The organism is Roseicella sp. DB1501, assembly GCF_013112485.1.
GTDB lineage: Bacteria > Pseudomonadota > Alphaproteobacteria > Acetobacterales > Acetobacteraceae > Paracraurococcus.
The window spans coordinates 78,777-99,137 of record NZ_JABFHG010000010.1 but is presented as its reverse complement, the minus strand read 5'-3'; the positions used below and the strand labels follow the sequence as shown (position 1 = coordinate 99,137).

General features: G+C 72.9%; 18 protein-coding genes. 9 read left to right on the top strand and 9 right to left on the bottom strand.

Annotated elements, in window-relative coordinates; translation table 11 throughout:
* The first annotated feature begins 29 nt into the window (after window positions 1-29).
* The 5 genes from HJG45_RS19350 to HJG45_RS19330 all read left to right on the top strand — a co-directional run bounded on the left by HJG45_RS19350 (window position 30) and on the right by HJG45_RS19330 (window position 6,922).
* Window positions 30-221, top strand: coding sequence for an AtzG-like protein (locus HJG45_RS19350; RefSeq protein ID WP_171614048.1), 192 nt, complete (start codon window positions 30-32; stop codon window positions 219-221).
* The gene (locus tag HJG45_RS19345) at window positions 218-1,657 is read left to right on the top strand and encodes an AtzE family amidohydrolase (RefSeq protein ID WP_368040638.1); all 1,440 of its coding nucleotides are present in this window, start codon (window positions 218-220) and stop codon (window positions 1,655-1,657) included. The genes HJG45_RS19350 and HJG45_RS19345 overlap by 4 nt, the downstream gene beginning before the upstream one ends.
* A gap of 95 nt (window positions 1,658-1,752) precedes the next feature.
* Entirely contained in the window at window positions 1,753-1,992 is a 240-nt protein-coding gene (locus HJG45_RS19340; RefSeq protein WP_254452641.1) for a cupin domain-containing protein, read from the top strand.
* 58 nt (window positions 1,993-2,050) lie between these two features.
* Window positions 2,051-3,385, top strand: coding sequence for an oxygen-independent coproporphyrinogen III oxidase (gene hemN / locus HJG45_RS19335; RefSeq protein ID WP_171614046.1), 1,335 nt, complete (start codon window positions 2,051-2,053; stop codon window positions 3,383-3,385).
* A 150-nt stretch (window positions 3,386-3,535) separates the two neighbouring features.
* Complete coding sequence (locus HJG45_RS19330; protein WP_171614044.1) at window positions 3,536-6,922, top strand: PAS domain-containing protein; 3,387 nt, start codon at window positions 3,536-3,538, stop codon at window positions 6,920-6,922.
* A 169-nt stretch (window positions 6,923-7,091) separates the two neighbouring features.
* On the opposite strand, the gene HJG45_RS19325 is transcribed toward HJG45_RS19330, so the two are convergent.
* Together HJG45_RS19325 and HJG45_RS19320 are read right to left on the bottom strand one after the other, a co-directional pair.
* A complete protein-coding gene (locus tag HJG45_RS19325; RefSeq protein ID WP_171614042.1) occupies window positions 7,092-7,451 on the bottom strand; it encodes a response regulator in 360 nt (119 codons plus the stop codon).
* A 192-nt stretch (window positions 7,452-7,643) separates the two neighbouring features.
* A complete protein-coding gene (locus tag HJG45_RS19320) occupies window positions 7,644-10,019 on the bottom strand; it encodes a xanthine dehydrogenase family protein molybdopterin-binding subunit (RefSeq protein WP_171614040.1) in 2,376 nt (791 codons plus the stop codon).
* 145 nt (window positions 10,020-10,164) lie between these two features.
* Between HJG45_RS19320 and HJG45_RS19315 the strand changes: the two genes are divergently transcribed.
* Entirely contained in the window at window positions 10,165-11,163 is a 999-nt protein-coding gene (locus HJG45_RS19315; RefSeq protein WP_171614038.1) for a tripartite tricarboxylate transporter substrate binding protein, read from the top strand.
* A gap of 225 nt (window positions 11,164-11,388) precedes the next feature.
* A complete protein-coding gene (locus HJG45_RS19310) occupies window positions 11,389-11,718 on the top strand; it encodes a multidrug DMT transporter permease (protein ID WP_171614036.1) in 330 nt (109 codons plus the stop codon).
* A gap of 21 nt (window positions 11,719-11,739) precedes the next feature.
* Here HJG45_RS19310 and HJG45_RS19305 read toward each other — a convergent pair whose 3' ends face one another.
* The 3 genes from HJG45_RS19305 to HJG45_RS19295 all read right to left on the bottom strand — a co-directional run bounded on the left by HJG45_RS19305 (window position 11,740) and on the right by HJG45_RS19295 (window position 13,911).
* On the bottom strand, window positions 11,740-12,546 hold the full coding sequence (locus HJG45_RS19305; protein ID WP_171614034.1) for an N-acyl homoserine lactonase family protein: 807 nt from the start codon (window positions 12,544-12,546) through the stop codon (window positions 11,740-11,742).
* Between the two features lie 64 nt (window positions 12,547-12,610).
* Window positions 12,611-13,513 carry an NAD(P)-dependent oxidoreductase gene (locus tag HJG45_RS19300; protein WP_171614032.1) on the bottom strand — a complete coding sequence of 301 codons (903 nt, stop codon included), beginning with the start codon at window positions 13,511-13,513 and terminating at the stop codon, window positions 12,611-12,613.
* Window positions 13,513-13,911, bottom strand: coding sequence for a carboxymuconolactone decarboxylase family protein (locus HJG45_RS19295; RefSeq protein WP_171614030.1), 399 nt, complete (start codon window positions 13,909-13,911; stop codon window positions 13,513-13,515). Before HJG45_RS19295 ends, HJG45_RS19300 begins: the two co-directional genes overlap by 1 nt.
* A 207-nt stretch (window positions 13,912-14,118) precedes the next feature.
* Here HJG45_RS19295 and HJG45_RS19290 point away from each other — a divergent pair, with 207 nt between their 5' ends.
* Entirely contained in the window at window positions 14,119-14,976 is an 858-nt protein-coding gene (locus tag HJG45_RS19290; protein ID WP_171614028.1) for a metallophosphoesterase, read from the top strand.
* A 52-nt stretch (window positions 14,977-15,028) separates the two neighbouring features.
* Window positions 15,029-15,907: an alpha/beta fold hydrolase gene (locus HJG45_RS19285; protein WP_171614026.1), complete on the top strand. Its 879-nt coding sequence runs from the start codon at window positions 15,029-15,031 to the stop codon at window positions 15,905-15,907.
* Window positions 15,908-16,058: 151 nt separating this feature from the next.
* On the opposite strand, the gene HJG45_RS19280 is transcribed toward HJG45_RS19285, so the two are convergent.
* The 4 genes from HJG45_RS19280 to HJG45_RS19265 are packed head-to-tail and all read right to left on the bottom strand — an operon-like array spanning window position 16,059 to window position 20,345.
* Window positions 16,059-17,051 (bottom strand): GNAT family N-acetyltransferase, encoded by a 993-nt coding sequence (locus HJG45_RS19280; RefSeq protein WP_171614024.1) that lies wholly within the window; start codon window positions 17,049-17,051, stop codon window positions 16,059-16,061.
* A gap of 16 nt (window positions 17,052-17,067) precedes the next feature.
* Window positions 17,068-18,270 (bottom strand): pyridoxal phosphate-dependent aminotransferase, encoded by a 1,203-nt coding sequence (locus HJG45_RS19275; protein WP_171614022.1) that lies wholly within the window; start codon window positions 18,268-18,270, stop codon window positions 17,068-17,070.
* A gap of 4 nt (window positions 18,271-18,274) precedes the next feature.
* The gene (locus HJG45_RS19270; protein ID WP_171614020.1) at window positions 18,275-19,477 is read right to left on the bottom strand and encodes a pyridoxal phosphate-dependent aminotransferase; all 1,203 of its coding nucleotides are present in this window, start codon (window positions 19,475-19,477) and stop codon (window positions 18,275-18,277) included.
* Between the two features lie 55 nt (window positions 19,478-19,532).
* Window positions 19,533-20,345: an ABC transporter permease subunit gene (locus HJG45_RS19265; RefSeq protein ID WP_171614018.1), complete on the bottom strand. Its 813-nt coding sequence runs from the start codon at window positions 20,343-20,345 to the stop codon at window positions 19,533-19,535.
* Window positions 20,346-20,361 lie beyond the last annotated feature (16 nt).

Genomic DNA, 20,361 nt, shown 5'->3' with positions numbered 1-20,361 from the left:
GCTTTGCCGGGACATCGATGGAGGCCTGCATGCTGGATCCCGATCGCTTCGACCCGGCCGCGCATGTCGCCGCGGTCACCCCCGCGGTAGGGTTGCGGCTCGACGCCGAGCGCCAGGCGCGGGTGGCGGCGGCGCTGGCGCTGGTGGCGCGGATCGGCGCCCCAGCCCTCACGCTCCCGCTCGACGAGACCGCCGAACCGGCGCCGGTCTACCGGCCGTGAGCAACCCCCCCATCGGCCCCTCCACTGGTCCAGCCCTCGCCCTCGCCGTCCGCATCCGCAGCGGCGAGACCACGGCGCGGGCGGTGACGGAGGCGGCGCTCGCCCGAATCGAGGCCCGCGGCCCTTCGGTGAACGCCTTCACCGCCCTGCTCGCCGACCGGGCAATGGCCGCCGCCGCTGCCCTCGATCGACGCATCGCCGCGGGCGAGACGGTCGGCCCTCTGTCCGGGGTGCCCTTCGCCGCGAAGAACCTGTTCGACCTCGCCGGCCTCCCGGCGCTCGCCGGCAGCCGCATCCGGCGGACGGCGCCGCCCGCGGCGCGCGATGCCTTCCTGGTCCGGCGATGGGAGGCGGCCGGGGCGATCTGCCTCGGCGCGCTGAACATGGACGAGTTCGCCTATGGCTTCACCACCGAGAACAGCCATGACGGGCCGGTGCGGAACCCGCACGACATGGACCACCCGCTGGGCCGCATCGCCGGCGGCTCCTCCGGCGGCTCGGGGGCGGCCGTCGCCGCCGGGCTGGTGCCGCTCAGCCTCGGCACCGACACCAATGGCTCGATCCGCGTCCCCGCCTCCCTGAACGGCATCTGGGGGGTGAAGCCGAGCTATGGCCGGCTCTCCCGGCAGGGCGCCTTCCCCTTCGTCCATTCCCTTGACCATGTCGGGCCCTTCGCCCGCAGCGTCGCCGACCTCGCCACCGGCTACGACGCGCTGCAGGGCCTCGATCCCGAGGACCCGGCGCAGGCGGCCGAGCCGCCGGCCCCGGTGCTGCCCGGCCTCGGCGCCGGCATCGGGGGCCTGCGCATCGCCGTGCTCGGCGGCTGGTTCGCGCGGCAGCAATCGGTGGCGGCGCGCGACGCCGTCGCCACGGTGGCGCGGGCGCTCGGCGCGACGGCGACGGTGGAGTGGACGATGGCGGAAGCCTCGCGCGCCGCCGCCTTCCTCATCACCTCGGCCGAGGGCGGCGCGCTGCACCTGCCGACGCTCCGCACCCGGCTCGAGGAATATGAGCCGCTGATCCAGGACCGGCTGCTGGCCGGCGCGCTGCTGCCGGCGGCCTGGATCGGCCAGGCGCAGCGGGTGCGGGCGCTGGCGCGCGACTCGATGCGGGCCCTGCAGCGGGACTGGGACATCCTGCTCGCCCCGGCGACGCCGGTGGCCGCCACGCCGATCGGCCAGGAGGTGCTGGAACTGGACGGCGCGACCCTGCCGCTGCGGCCCTCGATGGGCCTCTTCACCCAGCCGGTCAGCGGCATCGGCCTGCCGGTGATCGCCGCCCCGGTGCCGCGGGCCGAGGGCGCGCTGCCGATCGGCGTGCAGCTCATCGGCCGGCCCTTCGAGGAGGCGCTGCTGTTTCGCGCCGCGGCGGTGCTGGAAGCCTCCGGGCTCTGCGCCGCGCCTGTGGCGCCCGCCTTCGCGGAGGGGGCGTTCTGACCCAGCCCCGCTTCGGCCGGATTGGCGAGGGGCCAGCCGCCCCGGCGACCGGCGGCGAGACCTTCACCGAGCTGCTCGCCAGCGGCGGCGCGCGGGTGGAGCGCATCGCCTCCCTCGCCCAGGCCGGCCCGCCCGGCCAGTGGTACGACCAGGCGGGGGACGAGTTCGTGCTGCTGCTGGCCGGCGCGGCACGGCTCGGCTTCGCCGATGGCAGCGAGCGGGCGCTGGCGCCCGGCGACTGGGCGGTGATCCCCGCCCACTGCCGGCACCGCGTCGCCTGGACCGATCCGGCGCGGGAGACGCTCTGGCTGGCGGTGCATCTGCCGTCGCGATGACGGCCGCCCTTTGATCCGCCGCAAGGCGCGCACCCCGCCGCTGGCCGAGGATGGCGGCATGAGCAGGCCCATCCCCGTCGGCTATGCGCTGGCGAGACTCCCGCGCTACACTTCCTATCCCACGGCGCCGCACTTCGGACCTCTGGACGAGGCGGAGTACCGCGGCTGGCTGGCGGGCATCCGGCCGCAGGACACGCTCAGCCTCTACCTGCACGTCCCCTTCTGCCGGGCGCTCTGCTGGTATTGCGGCTGCCACACCGCCGTCACCCGCAATCCGGCCCGCATCGAGCGCTATGGTGCCGCCCTGCAACGGGAAGCCGGGCTGCTCGCCGCCGCGCTGCCCGCCCATGCCGGCCTCGCCGCCCTGCATCTCGGCGGCGGCACGCCGAGCATCCTCGGCGCGGCCGGCCTGCGCGCCCTGCTCGCCGAGCTGCGCCGCCGCTTCCCGCTCCGGCCCGATGCCGAGCTCGCCATCGAGCTCGACCCGCGGGTGCTGGACGAGGCGATCGTCGCGGCGCTCGCCGAGGGCGGCATCACGCGGGCCTCCCTCGGCGTGCAGGACATCGACCCGGCGGTGCAGCGCCGGATCGGCCGCCCGCAGCCCGCGGCGGTGGTCGAGCGCAGCGTCGCCTGGCTGCGGGCGGCCGGCATCCGCGGCGTCAACCTCGACCTGATGTACGGCCTGCCGGGGCAGGGCGCGGCGCAGGTCGCCGCCACGGCGCGCTTCGCCGCCGGGCTCGGGGCCGATCGGGTCGCGGTCTTCGGCTATGCGCATGTCCCCTGGATGAAGCCGCACCAGAACGCCATCCACGCCGATGCCCTGCCGGGCGCGCTGGAGCGGCTGCTGCAGGCCGAGGCGGCCGAGCAGGCGCTGGTGGCGGCCGGCTACCAGGCGATCGGCCTCGACCATTTCGCCCGGCCCGGCGACCCGATGGCGGCCGCCGCGCGCGAGGGCCGGCTGCACCGCAACTTCCAGGGCTACACCACGGATGCCGCGCCGGTGCTGCTCGGCCTCGGCGCCTCGGCCATCGGCAGCATCGCCGAGGCGGGCTATGCCCAGAACGAGCCGAACGAGCGCCGCTGGGTGGCGGCGGTGGAGGCCGGCACGCTGCCGGTGCGCCGCGGCCTGGCGGTGACGGCGGAGGACCGGCTGCGGCGGCACTGCATCGAGCGGGTGATGTGCGACTTCGCCCTCGACCTCACCGGCCTGCCGGGCGGGCTGCTGGCGGCGGTGCGGCCTGCCCTCGCGCCGCTCGCCAGCGATGGGGTGATCGAACTGACCGCCGAGCTGCTGCGCGTCACCGCCGCCGGGCGGCGCCATGTCCGGCACGTCGCCGCCTGCTTCGACGCCTATCTCGGCACGGGCGCCGGGCGGCACAGCGTGGCGGTCTGATCCCGGGCGACGTCGAGAGAAAGGAAGGATCATTACGTCACGCGGTCTTTGAGGCCGGACCGGGAACCGGACCGCAGCGCTCGGGTTTGACATCCAAGTGATTGCGCAGCATGGCGCCACGGGAGCCGTGCGGGAGTTCTTCTTCGGCCCATGGCGCTGTCGCATCCCCCCCTCCGCGTCATCCTTGCCGTCGGATTCGGCGGCATCGCCTTGCTGGCCGCGCTGGGCACCAGCGTGCTCGCCGGGCACGAGGCGGCGCGCCGCATCGAGGCGAGCCAGCACGAGGCGCTCGACGCCGCCGCATCGCGTCTCGCCGAGCGGCTCGACCAGGCCCTGTCGGCGCGCTGGCGCGACCTGCGGATCGTCGCCGGCCTGCCCCTGATACAGGACACGGCGGCCTCGCCGGCGCTGCGCCGCTCCATCCTGCGGCAATTGCACGACAGCTTCCCCGATTACGGCCTGCTCGCCCTGGTCGCTCCGGATGGCCGTGTGATCCTCGACAGCCGCGAGGCGATCGAGGGACGCGACCTCGCGAACCGGGCCTTCCTGCAGGCCGCGATGCTCGGCCCTGTGGTCGAGGACGTGCACGAGGCCGGGCTGCTGGCCGAGCCGCCGAAGGAGGCGCGGCCGCGGCAGCTGCTCGACCTCGCGGCGCCGGTCCGCGACGCGGCGGGCCAGGTGACCGGCATCGTCGTCGCGCAGCTTGATTGGCGCTGGATCGCCGCGCTGGTCGGCCAGAAGCGGCCAGGGGAGCCGGAGATGCTGATCCTGGCGCGCAACCGGGACGTGCTGCTCGGCCCCGCGCCGCTGCTCGGCCGCGCCCTGCCCGAGCTGGCGCCGGCGCAGGGCGCCACGGCCTTTCCCGATGGCGCCGGCTTCCTCGCCGCCAGCCGGGCGATGCCGGCCGATGGCAGCGATCCCGGGCCGGGCTGGCAGATCGTCGCCCGCCGGCCGACCCGCACGGCCCTCGCGCCGGCCCGGGCGCTGGAGCGCAACATCCTCGTGGTCGGCCTCGGGGCCAGCCTGGTGACCGCCCTGTTCGGCTGGGCCGCCGCCGCTTGGCTCGCCGGGCCGCTGTGCCGGCAGGCCGAGGCCGCGGTGCGGCAGCAGGCCGATGGCAGCCGCGACCCGCTGCCGCCCGGCAGCGGCTTCGCCGAGGCGGTGATGCTGGCACGCGCCTTCGACGGCCTGCTCGGCGATTGCCGCCGCTCCGAGGCGGCGCTGGCCGAGAGCGAGCAGCGGCTGCGCCTGGCGCAGCGGGCCGGACAGATCGGCGCCTATGAATGGGACATCCTGGCCGATACCGGCAAGGCCACGCGCGAATATGCCGCGCTGCACGGCGAGATCCTGCCCGAGGGCGACCAGACCTGGCCGGGCCATTACGCGCATTGGCTGGCGCGGCTGCATCCCGAGGACCGGCCGCTGCTGCGCCAGCGCCTCCGCCGCATCCTCGAGCAGCCCGGCCCCTTCGCGCTGGAATACCGCATCCTGCTGCCGGATGGCCGGGTGCGCTGGTTGCACGACCGCGGCGAGATCCTCGCCGACGCGGCCGGCCGGCCGGCGCGCGCCCTCGGGGCGGTGCGCGACGTCACCGCGCGGCGCGCGGCCGAAGACGCGCTGCGCGAGAGCGAGACGCGGCTGCGCCTGGCGCAGGAGGCGGGCGGGATCGGCATCTGGGACCTCGACCTCGCCAGCGGCCGGCAGGTCTGGTCGGAGCGGCAATACGCGCTCTTCGGCCTCGACCCGGCGTTGCCGCCGCCCGACATCGCCGCGGTGGCCGCCCGGCTGCACCCGGCGGACCGGGCGGCGCTGCTCGCGGCGCGCGACGCGGTGCTGGCGGGGGAGGAACGGAGCCTCTCGGCCGAATTCCGGATCCACCGCGCCTCCGACGGGTCCGAGCGCTGGCTCGCGGCCACCGGACGGCTGCTGCGCGACGCCGCCGGCCAGCCGGTCCGCATGCTGGGGGTGAGCCGCGACATCACCGAGGCGCGTCTCCACGAGGCCGAGCTGCGCGCCATGCTGGAGGCCAACCCGATCGGCGTCCTGCGCGGCGACATCCATGGCCGGATCCTGGATGCGAACGACGCGGCGCTGCGGCTGCTCGGCCATGACCGGGCGGCGCTCGCGGCCGGCGCGCTGCGCTGGGATGCGCTGACCCCGCCGGAATGGCTGCCGGTCGACGCGGCGAAGATCGCCGAGGCGCGCGAGAGCGGCATCTCCCAACCCTATGAGAAGGAGTACCGGCGGCCGGACGGCACGCTCGTGCCGGTGCTGATCGGTTTCACCCTCATCGGCGAGGCGCGCGAGGAGACCATCGCCTTCATCCTCGACCTGACCGACCGGAAGCGGGCGGAGGCGGCGCTCCTCGCCGATAAGGCGGCGCTGGAGCAGGCCGTCGCCGCCCGCACGGCGGAGCTGGCGGCGCGCGAGGGCGAGCTGCGCCGCATCTACGACCGCACGCCGGCGCCCTTCCACTCGGTCGATGCCGAGGGCCGGCTGCTGCGGGTGAGCGAGGAATGGCTCGCCTTCCTCGGCTACCGGCGGGAGGAGGTGCTGGGCCGGCGTACCGGGGAGTTCATGCTGCCCGAGAGCGCGACGCGCTGGGAGGCGGCACTCGCCCGGCTGAAGGAGACCGGCGACGAGGTGCGGGAGGTGGAGTACCGCATGCGCCGCGCCGACGGGCAGGTGGTCGAGGTGCTGCTGCGGGCCCGCGCCGACCATGACGCGGAGGGCCGCTTCCGCCTCAGCTACTCCGTCCTCTTCGACATGACCGAGCGCAACCGGTCGGAGGCGCGGCTGCGCGAGGCGCAGAAGCTGGAGGCGCTCGGCCGCATCGCCGGCGGCGTCGCGCACGACTTCAATAACCTGCTGCAGGTGCTGGACGGGGCGCTGCAATTGCTGGCGGACAATGCCGAGCGGCCGGACCGCGTGCGGCGCTATGCGGGGGTGGCGCTGCAGGCGGCGGAGCGCGGGGCGGTGCTGACGCGGCGGATGCTCGCCTTCGCCCGGCGGGACCGGCTGGCGGCCGAGCCGGTGACGCTGCCCGCGCTGCTGCAGGGCGTGGCGACGCTGCTGCATGGTCCGCTCGGCTCCGCCATCCGGCTGGAGATCGTGGCCCCGCCCGGCCTGCCCGCGGTGCAGGCCGACCGCTCGCAACTGGAACTGGTGCTGTTCAACCTCGCCCTGAATGCGCGCGACGCCATCGAGCAGGGTGGCCGGATCCGGCTGGAGGCCGCCGCCGAGCGGCTGGGCACGGGCAATCCGCAGGGCTTGGCGCCCGGCGCCTATGTGCGGATCCGCGTCGCGGATTCCGGCCATGGCATGGATGCGGCGACCCGCGCCCGGGCCACCGAGCCCTTCTTCACCACCAAGGAGACGGGCCAGGGCAGCGGCCTCGGCCTCGCCATGGCGCATGGCTTCGCGGTGCAGTCGGGCGGCGCGCTGCAGATCGAGAGCGTGCCGGGGGAGGGGACGGTGGTCTCGCTCTGGCTGCCCGAGCGCGTGCCTGCCCAGGGCCTCGCCGCGGCGGCGACCTGAGGCCGCCGGTCCGCATGGCCCCCTGATCGGCGCGGGCGATGCCGAAGCGCCGCCTCATACCAGCGGTCCGGTCCCTTGACCGGTCCGAGGCCCCGAACAGGGCCTGCGGCTTATGCTGCGAAGCCAAGCGAACCGGAGGTTTGCGCCCGGCGCCCGAGGGGCGTCGATATTACCCGCAGAGCCGGCCGAGAGCGGCGGTCAGGTCGTCGGGGTCATAGGGCTTGGCGAGCACCGGCACATGCGCGTGGCTCGGCGGCAGGCCCTCGGCGCCATAGCCCGTCGCAACCACGAAGGGCACGCCCCGCTGCGCCAGGACATCGGCGACCGGAGTCGAGGTTTCGCCGGCAAGGTTGAGATCCAGCACCGCGACGTCCGGATTCTCCTTGCTCAGCAGCGACAGGGCCTCGGACACCGTCGCGGCGGGACCGACCACGGCCGCGCCGGCATCGAGAAGGGCATCCTCGACCAGCATCGCGACCAGAGCCTCGTCCTCGACGACGAGCACCCGGCGTCCCGTGAGCCTTGTCATGCCTGCACTCCCTCCTCGGCCACCGGATTCGACGAACCCGATCCGGCGCGCAACGCGACAGCACATGGCCGGGGGCCTTGGTTCCCAGGCCGGTGCCGCGATGGCCGTCGCGCGCCCCTATTCGATGATTTTGCAACCATTCCATGGTGCATGGAATGGGTTACACACGCAAATGGCTATGTCCTCCAGGCCTCACGCCGCGGCCTTCGCATCGGCGATGGCGCGCCAGACCCGCTCGGGCGTCGCCGGCATGTCGATATGGGTGACGCCGAATTCCGCGAGCGCATCGACCACGGCATTCATCACCGCGGGCAGCGAGCCGGCGCAGCCGGCCTCGCCGCAGCCCTTGGCGCCGAGCGGATTGGTGCGGCAGGGCGTCGGATGGCTGAGGAAGCCGAAATCCGGCAGGTCGCCGGCGCGCGGCAGGCAGTAATCCTGGTAGCTGCCGGAGAGAAGCTGCCCTTCCTCGGAATAGGCGACCTTCTCCATCAGCGCCTGGCCGATGCCCTGGGCGATGCCGCCATGCGCCTGCCCCGCCACCATGAGCGGATTGACGATGACGCCGAAGTCGTTGACCGAGGTGTAGCGCACCACCTCGACATGGCCGGTCTCCGGCTCGACCTCGACCTCGCAGATGTGGCAGCCGTTCGGATAGGCCATCGGCGCCTCGCCGAAGACATGCCGCACGTTCAGGCTCTCCGGCATGTCGGGCGGCGGGTTGTTGGCGGTGCGGATGCGCTCGGCGAGCTCCATGATTCCGATGCTGCGATCGGTGCCGGCGATGGTGAAGCGGCCGAGCCCCTGCGGGTCCCGGTCGAACTCGATATCCTCGACCGAGGCCTCGAGCATATGCGCCGCCGCCGTCCGGCCCTTCTCGATGACGAGCTGCGCCGCCTCGACGATCGCCGCTCCCGAGGCCATCAGCGACTTGGAGCCGCCGGTGCCGCCGCCGGCGATCAGCAGGTCGGAATCGCCCTGGACCAGGCGGATGCTCTCGAAGGGCACGCCGAGGGCTTGGTGCAGCACCTGGGCGAAGGGCGTCCAGTGGCCCTGGCCGTAATCCAGCGTACCGGTGATGATGGTCACCGTCCCATCCGCCTCGAAGCGGATCTCGCCCTGTTCCTTCATCGGCGGGGCGGTGCATTCGAGGAAATTGCCGATCCCCCGGCCGCGCAGCCTGCCGCGGGCCTGGCTCTCCGCCTTGCGGGCCGGGAAACCCTCCCAGTCCGCGGCCTGCAGCGCCTGCTCCAGCACCGCGGTGAAGTCGCCGCTGTCATAGACCGAGCCCGAGGGCGCGCTGAAGGGGAAGGCGTCCGGCTTGATGTGGTTGATCCGGCGCAGCGCGATGGCGTCCCGGCCGGTCTCCCGCGCTGCCTGCTCCAGCAGCCGCTCGAAGAAGTAGTTCCCCTCGGGCCGGCCGGCGCCGCGATAGGCCGAGACGGGCGTGGTGTTGGTGACGAGGCATTTCGTCGTCACCTCGATCAGCGGCGTCGCGTAATTCGACTGGATGTTCTTGACGAAATTGCCGGTGCCCATCAGCGGCGCCACGGTGGAGAGGTAGCCGCCCATATTGGCATAGGCGGTCAGCCGCACCGCGAGCGCCCGCCCCTCGGCATCGAGGGCGAGCTCGGCATCCACCTCGTGGTCGCGGCCATGGCTGTCGGAGAGGAAGGAGCCGGTGCGCTCGTCGGTCCACTTCACCGGCTTGCCGAGCAGCTTCGCCGCATGCAGCAGGCAGAGATATTCCGGATAGGCGCTGGCCTTCATGCCGAAGCTGCCGCCGACATTGCCGGTCAGGATCCGCACCTTCTCCGGCGGCACCTTCAGCACGTCGTTCGCCATCTGGTTCTTCAGGCCGAAGACGCCCTGGCTGCCGACATGCAGCGTGTAGCGGCCGGTTCCGGCATCGTACTCGCCGATCGCGCTGCGCGGCTCCATGGCGCAGACCACGATGCGGTTGTTGCGGATGGAGAGCTTCGTCACATGCGCGGCCGCGGCGAAGGCCTCGGCCACCTTGCCGGCATCGCCGTAATGGAAGTCGAGCACGCAATTGCCGGGGATGTGGTCGTAGAGAAGCGGCGCGTCCGGCGCCGCGGCGGCGGCGGCGTCGGTGACCGCGGGCAGCACGTCGATATCGACGAAGACCGCCTCCGCCCCGTCCTTCGCCGCCGCCCGGCTCTCGGCCACGACGAAGGCGACCGGATCGCCGACGAAGCGGACCTTGTCGGCGGCCAGCGAGGCGCGCTCGATGTTGCGGAGCGGCGAGCCGTCGGCATTCTTCAGCGGCAGCACGCAGCGCATGGTGCCGTAGCCATGGCCCTCGAGGTCGGCGGCGGTGTAGACGCCGACCACGCCCGGCACCTCCTTCGCCGCCGCCGTATCGATCCCGCGGATGACGCCATGGGCATAGGGGCTGCGGACCATCACGGCGTAGAGCTGGCCGGGGAGGCTGATATCGTCGGTGTAGCGGCCGCGGCCCTGCAGCAGGACCGGGTCCTCGTTGCGCGGCACGGCCTGGCCGACGCCGAATTTCAGGCGCGTGGCATCCGGCATGGTGCTGTCGGGCATTCGTCGCTCTCGGCTGCTGGAATGGGTGGGGTCGCCGCCAAGCCTAGGCCAGCTTCGCGTCGGACGCGACCCCACAGCCCCGCCGCATTGACACCCCATCGCCTCTCCCGGAGCCTGCCCGGCACGAGGATGGGATGGAACGGCCATGCGGATCGGACGGCGAGGCGCGGCGGGCGTCCTGGCGGGGCTGCTGGCCGCGACCGGGCCAGGGCCAGGGGGAAGGGCAGGGGCAAGGGCAGCGGCGGAGGACTGGCCGACGCGGCCGCTGCGGCTCGTCGTGCCCTTTGCCCCGGGCGGCGCCTCCGACCTGCTGGCGCGGCTGCTGGCGGAGCGGCTGGGGCCGGCGCTCGGGCAGCCGGTGGTGGTGGAGAACCGGCCCGGCGCCGGCGCGACCATCGGCGCGGATGCCGTGGCCAAGGCGAAGCCGGACGGCACCACCTTGCTCTACGGCACGCCGGGCCCGCAGATCGTCAATCCGAGCCTGATGCCCAGCCTGCCCTATGATCCGGAGCGCGACTTCACCCCCGTCGTCAGCCTGGTCAGCGCGCCGAACCTGCTGGTGGTGAACCCGGCCCTGCTGGTGCGGAGCGTGCCGGAGCTGATCGCGCTGGCGAAGGCGCGGCCGGGCGAGCTGACCTTCGGCAGCTCGGGCATCGGCGCCTCCTCCCACCTCGCCGGCGAGATGCTGAAGCTGCGCGCCGGGATCGAGGTCACGCATGTGCCCTTCCGCGGCAGCGGCCCGGCGATCCAGGAGCTGATCGCCGGCCGCATTTCCTTCCTCATCGACACCCTGCTGCTCTTCGTCGAGCACCGGGCGAGCGGCGCGGTGCGGGCCGTCGCGGTGGCGAGCGCGCATCCCTCGACGCTGATGCCCGACCTGCCGACCATCGCGGAAACCCTGCCGGGCTTCGATTCCGCGGCCTTCAATTACCTCGCCGGGCCGGCCGGGCTGCCGGCGCCGGTGGTCGCGCGGCTCAATGCCGAGACCAACCGCATCCTGGCCGAGCCGGGCTTCCGCCGCCGCCTGGCCGAGCTCGGGCTCGAGCCGATCGGCGGCCGGCCCAAGGAGACCGCGGCCACCATCCGCGGCGAGGCGGCGCGCTGGCGCGAGGTGATCCAGGCGGCGCATATCCGCATCGAATAGGCGCCGGCTTCGCGGCATGCCGATGGCCCGACTGCGTGATCGCATGCGGGCCCGTTCGGGGCCCCGGACCGGTCGAGCGACCGGTCCGTTGGTCTGCGGCGGCCAAGCGGCTAGACCATGATCCGTTCACCCGGGTTCGCGGACCATGGTCTAGCTTGTTGTTGTGTCGCGTGATTCACGCCTTCGATGTTTCCACCGCGGGCGATCACGCTCTAGACCCTCGGGATGCAGGTCTATATCGCGGCGCTGATCCTTCTCTCCCTCGCCGGCGTCATCGAGGCGCGCTGCTCGACACCCGGGCTGCGGCCATCGGCGGCGGTCGCCGACCGCGTCTTCCACTTCATGGGCCGCGCCGCCTTCGGCTTCTGGCTGTTCCTGCTCGGCTGGGGGTTCTGGAAGCTGCCCTGGTCGCAGCCGGTGGCCGGGCTGATCCTCTCGCTCGGCGCCAATGCCCTGCTGGTGCGGGGCGGGGCCCGGCCCTACTGGCCGGGCCTCTCCATGGGGCTGGCGCTGCTCGGCTTCTTCCTCGTCACGGTGGTGCTGAACCGGATCTGAGCGAGGCGAGCCGGCGCCGCCTCAGCCAACCGGCGGCAGGTGCAGGGCGACGATCTCGCCATCCTGGCCCGGCACCGCCGGGAAGCGCGCGCGCACCGCCGGGTCGTGGCCCGGGATCACCCGCGTCTCGTCGCCGCCGGCGAGGCGCTTCGCGATGCGCCAGCCCTGGGTCATGGCGCCGAGGTCGAAGATGATCGGGAAGGGGTTGCCGGTGGCGTTGTTGGCGTAGAAATGCATGGCGTCCGAGGCCAGCACCACCGGCCCGCGCGCCGTCTCCACCCGCACCACCTGCAGCCCGTCCGAATGCCCGCCGACGCGGTGCACGGTGACGCCCGGCGCCACTTGGCCCTCGCCGTCGTGGAACTGCACCTTGTCGGCGAAGAGGGCGCGCACCATGGCGACCACATGGTCCGCCTCGAAGGGCAGGCGGATGCAGGCGGTGCACATGTGCCGCCCCGTGGCGAAGGCCATCTCGCGGTCCTGAATGTGGATGCGCGCGCCGGTGAAGATGTCGATGCTGCCGGCATGGTCGTAGTGCAGATGCGTCACGACCACGTCGCGCACCCGGGCCGGGTCGCACTCCATGGCGCGCAGGCTGTCGGCGACGCTGCGGTTCAGCTTGCGGCCGCGCCTGGCGGCGCAGGCGGCGTCGAAGCCGGTATCGACGACGATCTCATGCCCCTCGGCGTTGCGCACCAGCCAGACATAGTAGTCGAGCGGCATGGCGTCGTGCGGGTCGGCGACCGGCAGCAGGAAATTGCTCTGCGCCTCGCGCTCGTGGCGGCCGTAGCGGATGGCGTAGATGTCCCATTGGGGCGCTGTCGTCATCGGCGGTCCCTTCCTCCCGGTATCGTTGCTGCATGGGGCCCGGCGCGCGGGCGCCGGGCCGGTATCACTTGTTGCCGCCGAGGATCTCGCCCGCGAGCTTCTCCGAGAGCTGGGCAAGGGCGGTGTGGTTGTGCCCCGGGCCGAGCGAGGCCAGCGCCGCGGCCCACATCTCCCGGCAGAGCGCCGAGAAGGGGACCGGCGTCTCCGTCTCCCGCCCCACCTCGAGCGCGATGCCGAGATCCTTCACCATCAGCTCCAGCGCGAAGCCGTCGTCGAAGCGGCGGTTCAGCACGTATTGCTTGAACTTGCGCTGGCTGCTGTTGCTCATGCCCGAGGAGGCGTTGAGCACGTCCACCATGGTGGCGGGGTCGAGCCCGAAGCGCTGGCCGATCAGCAGCACCTCGATCCCCATGAGGAAGGTGCCGGCCGAGGAGAGGTTGTTCAGCGCCTTCATCGCCTGGCCGGCGCCGACGCCGCCGCAGCGGTAGAGGCTGCTGCCCATCGCCTTCAGCACCGGCTCGGCGCGGTCGAGCGCCGCCGCCTCGCCGCCCAGCATGATGGCGAGGTCGCCGGACTTCGCCCGCGGCACGCCGCCCGAGACCGGTGCATCGATCATCGGGATGCCCCGCTCGGCCAGCCGCGCCGCGATCTCGCGCGTGCGGGCCGGCTGGCCGCTGGTCATGTCGATGACCAGGGTCCCCTCGGCCAGCGCCGGCATGACCTGCGCCGCGACCTCCGCCACCTGCTTGCTGGTGGGCAGGATGGTGACGAGGGCATCCACCCCCTTCGCCGCCGCGGCCGGGTCGGCCACCGCCGTGCCGCCCACCTCGCCGGCGAATTGCGCGCCGCGGCCGGGCACCGCGTCGCAGACCACGAGTTCGAAGCCCGCCTTCACCAGGTTGGCCGCCATCGGCCAGCCCATGTTGCCAATGCCGACGAAGCCGATGCGCCTGATGGGGGAGGGCATCACTTCTTGCCCGGCAGGGCACCCTCGGCGACCAGCACCTCATGCGCCGCCTTGAAGGCGTCGAGGCCGGCGGGAATGCCGCAATAGGCCGTCGCGTGCAGCAGCACCGCCTTGATCTGCTCGACCGTCAGGCCGTTGTTCAGCGCGCCCTTCACATGCAGCTTGATCTCGGGCGTCTTGCCGAGCGCGGTCAGCATGGCGAGGTTCAGCATGGAGCGGGTCTTGCGGTCCAGCGTCGGGTCGCCCCAGGCCCAGCCCCAGGCCCAGGCGGTGGTGGCGCGCTGGAAGGACATCATGAACTCGTCGGCCTTGGCCATCGAGCTGTCGACATAGTCCGGTCCCAGCACTTCGCGACGGATGGGCAGGCCCTTGTCGAACAGGGCGCTATCCTCGGACATGGCATTCCTCCTGGCATCGGGGCCGGAAGGCTCGCGCGGGCGGCGGCGGCGGTCAACCGGCCCCGGCCAACCAACCATGCCCGGCCACCCCATCAGCGATGGCGAACCCGGGCGGTGCCCGCCTGTTGAGGCGGAACCATGCGAGGCAGGGCCATGCCGCCGAACCATACCGCCTGGCGTCGCAGCCGCGGCCTCCCGGGCTGAGCGATGTACCGCATCGCGCATCTCTCGGACCTGCATTTCGGCGCCGAGCGCCCCGAGGTGGTCGCCGCCCTGGTGGCGGAGCTGCGGCGCGCCCCGCCGGACCTCGTCGCCATCAGCGGCGACCTCACCATGCGCGCCCGGCATGAGGAGTTCCTCGCCGCCCGCCGCTTTCTCGACGGCTTGCGCTCGCCCGTCCTCGCCGTCCCTGGCAACCACGACCTCGTCAATTACTGGCGGCCGCAGCGCTACCTGCATCCCTATGCCCGCTGGCGCCGCTACGTCGCGCCGGAGGTCGAGCCGGTCTTCCGGGATGGCCGCGTCGGCGTCGTCGGGCTGAACACGGCGCGGCGCGCCGGCCTCTACCTCGACTGGTCGCGCGGCCGGGTGAGCCGCGAGCGCCTGGCCCGCTGCGAGGCCCGGCTGGCGGCGCTGCCGCCGGGCCTGGTGCGGATCGTCGTCGCGCACCATCCCTTCCTGCCGCCGCAGGCCGACCCGATGGCGCGGGCCGTCGGCGGCGCCGCCCGGGCGCTGGCCGCCTTCGCGCGGGAGGGGGTGCGGCTGGTGCTGTCCGGGCATCTGCACGTCGCCGACATCGCGCAGCCGGCCCGCGAGGCCGGCGTGCGGGCGCATGGCACCGCCGCCGCCAGCACCCGCGCGGAAGGGCCGCTGACGGTGGTGCTCTCGGCCACCACCACTTCCCGCCGGCTGCGCGGCGAGCCGAATGCCTTCAACGAGATCCGCATCGCCCGGGATGGCGGCGTCGAGGTCTTCGCCCGCGCCTGGGACGGAGAGGGCTGGGCAGCGGTGGCGCCGCAGGCGACGGACGCGGCGCCCTCCGTCGCGGTGGTGCCGGCCCCTTGACCGCTGGCCGGGTGGTCCGGCGCGTTGCAGGATGCCGCCGGAGGAGGCGCCGATGTTCTTCGAGGGGTTCACGCTGGAAACGCGCGAGGCGAACGGCCAGCGCATCCGCCTGCGCCGGGGCGGGGAGGGACCGCCGCTGCTGCTGCTGCACGGCAACCCGCAGACCCATGCCATGTGGCATCGGGTGGCGCCGGCGCTCGCCAGGCGCTTCACCGTCATCGCGCCCGATATCCGTGGCTACGGCTTCAGCGGCAAGCCGCCGGTCACGCCGGACAGCCGCCACTACGCCAAGCGGGAAATGGCGAAGGACGTGGTGGCGCTGATGCGCGACCTCGGCCATCCGCGCTTCCGCCTGGTCGCGCATGACCGCGGCGCCCGCGTCGCGCACCGGCTGGTGCTCGACCATCCGGAGGCGGTCGAGACGCTCTGCACCATGGACATCATCCCGACCCTGGCGCATTTCGAGCGCACGACGATGGAATTCGCGCTCGGCTACTATCACTGGTTCTTCCTCGCCCAGCCGCATGACCGGCCCGAGCGCATGATCCTGCGCGACACGGAGGACTGGTTCGACCTGCACACGGCGCGCGAGCCGAAGGACAAGGGCTTCTTCCACCCCGAGGCGCGGGCGGACTACCTGGCGGCGCTGCGCGAGCCCGGCACCGTCGCCGCCATCTGCGAGGATTACCGCGCCGCGACGGCGATCGACCTCGAGCACGACCGCGCCAGCCGCGCCGCCGGGGAGAAGCTGCGCTGCCCGCTGCTCGCCCTCTGGGGCGCCAAGGGCGCGATCCCGCGCTGGTACGATGCGCTGGCCATCTGGCGCGACTACGCCGCCGGGCCGGTGGAGGGCGGGGCGGTCAACAGCGGGCACTACCTCGCCGAGGAGGCGCCGGAGGAAGTGCTGGCGCGGCTCGACCGTTTCCTCTGATACCGGCGTGCATTGATGTTGCCACATCGATGCCCTCACTCGCCGGCGCCACCTCCGGTGGCTTGGCTGCGCCACACTGGCGGCGGCGCCCGTTCGGGCGCTCAGCCGGCTGCGCCGGCTGCACGCCAGGATTGAAGCAAGCCCGTCGCCGTCAGGGATCGAGCCGCTTCCAGAAGATCATGGTGGCGTGCTCGGCGCCGGCGGCATCCAGGGCGAAGCCGGGGATGATACCCACCTCCTGCCAGCCCATGGCGCGGTAGAGCGCCTCGCCCTCGCTGCCCGCCAGCGTGTCGAGCACCAGCAGTCGCCGGCCGAGCCGCAGCGCCTCGGCCTCGATCCGCCGCATCAGCGCCCGGCCGATCCCGCCGCGGCGGGCGGCGGGGTCCACCAGCACCTTGGCCACATCCGCGCGGTGCGGCTGGTTCTCCGGCATGTCGAGGATGAGCTGCGCCGTGCCGACCAGCGCACCCTCCTGCCAGGCGGCGAGCAGCAGCTTGCGCCCGCCCGCGACATCGGCCGCGACCCGGTGCCAGAAGGCGCGGGCGCGCGCCGGCGCCAGCGGCGGCAGGAAGGAGACGCTGGCGCCGGCCTCGACGCAACCCGCCAGGATCTCCGCCAGGCGCCGCTCGGCGCTGGCGGCGCCGGCCGCGTCCAGCACCTCCACCGCGACGCCGCGGAGCGGCTTGGCGTAGCGGAACTCGATGGAATGCGAGAGGTCGTCCAGCACCCGGACCGGGCCCTGCCGGAGGAAGGAGTGCTTCTCGTAGAAGGCATGCGCCCGGTCGAAGCGCGTATCGGAGAAGAGGAGGAGGCGCTCGGCGCCGCCGGCCCGGGCCCGCGCCTCGGCGGCGGCGAGCAGGGCCGCGGCGAGGCCGCTGCCGCGCGCCCCGGCCTCGACATAGAGGCGGCCGATCTCCCACGCGCCCGGTTCAGGGCCCGGCCGGGCGGCGATCATGCCGACCACGCGGCCGTCCCGCTCGGCGGCCCAGAGCGCGCCGCCCGCCGCCGCGTAGTGGCTGGCCAGGGCCCGCAGCTCCGGCAGCTCGCCATCGACATCGAGGACGCAGCCCGGATACTCGGCCCAGCAGGCGCCGATCAGGGCGACGAAGCCCGCGGCGTCGTCATCGCGGCCTGGTCGCAGCATCGGGCGGCCCACTGGTTCAGGACAGCTCGCGGCAGAATTCCTGAATGCGGCCGCAGGCCTCGGTCAGGCTCGCCGTATCGGTGGCGTAGGAGATGCGCATATGCGGCGACATGCCGTAGGCCGCGCCCTGCACCGCCGCCACATGCTTCTCCTCGAGCAGCGCTGCGACGAAATCGGTATCCGTCTCGATCTGCCGTCCGCCCTTGGTCCTCCGGCCGAGGCAGCCGGCGATGTTCGGGAAGACATAGAAGGCGCCCTCGGGCTTGTGGCAGGTGACGCCGGGCGCGGCGTTCAGCATCTCGACCGCGAGGTCGCGCCGCTGCTCGTAGATGCGGCGATGCTCCTCGACCAGCTCCTGCGGCCCGTCCAGCGCCGCCGCGGCCGCCGCCTGGCCGACGGTGGAGACGCCCGCCGTCGCCTGGCCCTGCATGTTGAACATGCCCTTGATCAGCTTGGCCGGCCCGCCGCCGAAGCCGATCCGCCAGCCGGTCATGGCATAGGTCTTGGAGCAACCGTTGACGGTGAGGGTGCGGTCCTTCAGCCCCGGCGTGACCTCGGCGATGGTCGAGAAGCGGTGCCCGTCATAGAGCAGGTGCTCGTACATGTCGTCCGACAGCACCCAGAGCTGCGGATGCCGCAGCAGCACCTCGCCGATCTCGGCGAGCAGCGCGCGCGAGGGCACGGCGCCGGTCGGGTTGCCGGGGAAGTTCAGCATCACCCATTTGGTGCGCGGGGTGATCGCCGCCGCGATATCCTCCGGCCGCGGCAGGAAGCGGTTGTTCTGCGGGCAGGAGACGGTGACCGGCACGCCGCCCGGCACCTTCGCCATGTCGGCGTAGGACACCCAGAAGGGCGAGGGGATCACCACCTCGTCGCCCGGGTCGAGCGTCGCCATGAAGGCGTTGAAGATGACCTGCTTGCCGCCATTGCCGACGAGGATCTCGCCCGGCCCGTAGTCGAGCTTGTTGTCGCGCTTGAACTTGCGCGCGATCGCCGCCTTCAGCGCCGGCGTGCCGCCCTGCGGCGGGTACTTGGTGTCGCCCGAGAGGGCGGCCTGGTAGGCGGCCTCGATGGCGTGCCGGGGGGTGGCGAAATCCGGCTCGCCATTGGCGAGGCTGATGACGGGGATGCCCCGTGCCCGCATCTCCCGCGCCTTCGCCGTCATGGCGGCGGAGGGCGAGACCTGGACGTTGGCGAGGCGCTGGGCGAGCTCGGGCATCGGCCTAGTTCAGCCCTTCGCAGAAACGCCGGATGCGCGTGCAGGCATCCTGCAGCGCCTCGTCGCTGGTCGCGTAGCTGATGCGGAAATAGCCGGGATACATGAAGGCGGCGCCGTGCACGCAGGCGACCCCCTCCTCCTCGAGCAGGGCGAGGCAGAAATCCTCGTCCGTCTCGATCCGCTTGCCCGATTTGGTGGTCTTGCCGATGCAGCCCTGCATGGAGGGGAAGACGTAGAAGGCGCCTTCCGGCTTGTGGCAGCGCAGGCCGGGGGCGGCGTTCAGCATCTCCACCACCATGTCGCGGCGGCGCTTGTAGGCCACCTTCATGGTCTCGATGCCGTCCTGCGGCCCGGTCAGCGCCTCGACCGCCGCGGCCTGGCTGATGCTGCTGGTGTTGCTGGTGGACTGGCTCTGCAGCTTGTCCATCTGCTTGATGAGATGCGCCGGCGCGCCGGCATAGCCGATGCGCCAGCCGGTCATCGCATAGGCCTTGGAGCAGCCGTTCATCGTGACCGTGCGGTCGCGCAGCCGCGGCTCCACCTCCAGCACCGTCGCCGGGCGGAAGCCGTCATAGGCCAGCTTGTTGTAGATGTCGTCGGTGAAGACCCAGACATGCGGGTGCTTCATCAGCACGTCCGTCAGCGCCTTCAGCTCCGCGGCGGAATAGGCGGCGCCGGTCGGGTTGGACGGGTTGTTGAGCAGGAACCACTTGGTCTTCGGCGTGATCGCCGCCTCGAGCTGCTCCGGCCGCAGCTTGAAGCCCATATTCTCGTCGCCGCGGACGATCACCGGCTTGCCCTCGGCCAGCTCGACGATGTCCGGGTAGGAGACCCAGCAGGGGGAGGGGATGATCACCTCGTCGCCCTGCTGCACGGTGGCGAGGAAGGCGTCGAAGATCACCTGCTTGCCGCCGGTGGCGATCAGGATCTCCTCCGGCTTGTAGTCGATGCCGTGATCCGCCTTGAAGCGGGCGGCGACGGCCTGGCGCAGCGCCGGCGTGCCGGCGACGTCGGTATACTTCGTCTCGCCGCGCTGGATGGCGGCGATGGCGGCATCCTTGACGTTCTGCGGGGTGTCGAAATCCGGCTCGCCGGCAGCCAGGCCGATGACGTCCTTGCCCGCCGCCTTGAGGGCCCGCGCCTTGCTCGTCATGGCGATGGTGAGCGAGGGGGAGATGCGGTCGAGGCGGTCGGCGATCAGCTTCATGGGGTCCTGCCGGACATGCGGGGAGGCCGGACCCTAGCTGCGCCCCCCCGATGCTTCAACCCGCGCTGTCGCCGACCCGGCCATTCCGCCCGAGAATGAGTGCCGCCGCGCCGGCCAGCAGCGCGGCGAGGCCGAGCACCATCGCGGCCAGCGCGTTGATCTCCGGCGTCAGCCCCATGCGGAGCTGGGAGAAGACCAGCATCGGCAAGGTCGTCCCCGCCGGGCCGGAGACGAAGCTCGCCACCACCACGTCGTCCAGCGACAGGGTGAAGGCGAGCAGCCAGCCCGCGGCGAGCGCCGGGGCGATCAGCGGCAGGGTGACGGTGCGGAAGACGGCGAAGGGCCCAGCGCCGAGATCGGCCGCTGCCTCCTCCAACGCCGGGTCCAGCCCGGCGAGCCGCGCCTGCACCACCACCGCCACATAGGCGAGGCCGAGCGTCGCATGCGCCAGCAGCACCGTCCCCGCCCCACGTCCGGGCGCCCAGCCGAAGGCGGCCTCGGCGGCGCCCTGCAGCACCACGAAGAGCAGCAGCAGCGAGAGGCCGGTCACCACCTCCGGCAGCACCAGCGGCGCGCCGGCCAGCAGGCCGAACAGCGCGCGGCCGCGGAACCGGCCGAAGCGGGCCAGCGCCCAGCCCGTCAGGCCGCCGAGCAGCACGGCCAGCGTCGCGGCGCCGGCGGCGATCCGCAGCGAGAGCCAGGCGGCCTCCAGCATCCGGTCGTTCGCCGCCAGGGCGCGGAACCAGCGCAGCGAAAGCCCGCCCCATTGGAAGGGGATGCGGTCGGCGCTGAAGGCGTAGCCGACCAGCAGCAGGATCGGCAGCCAGAGGAAGCCGAGGCCGAGGACGAGGCCGATGCGACTGCCCATGCCACCTGGGAACCAC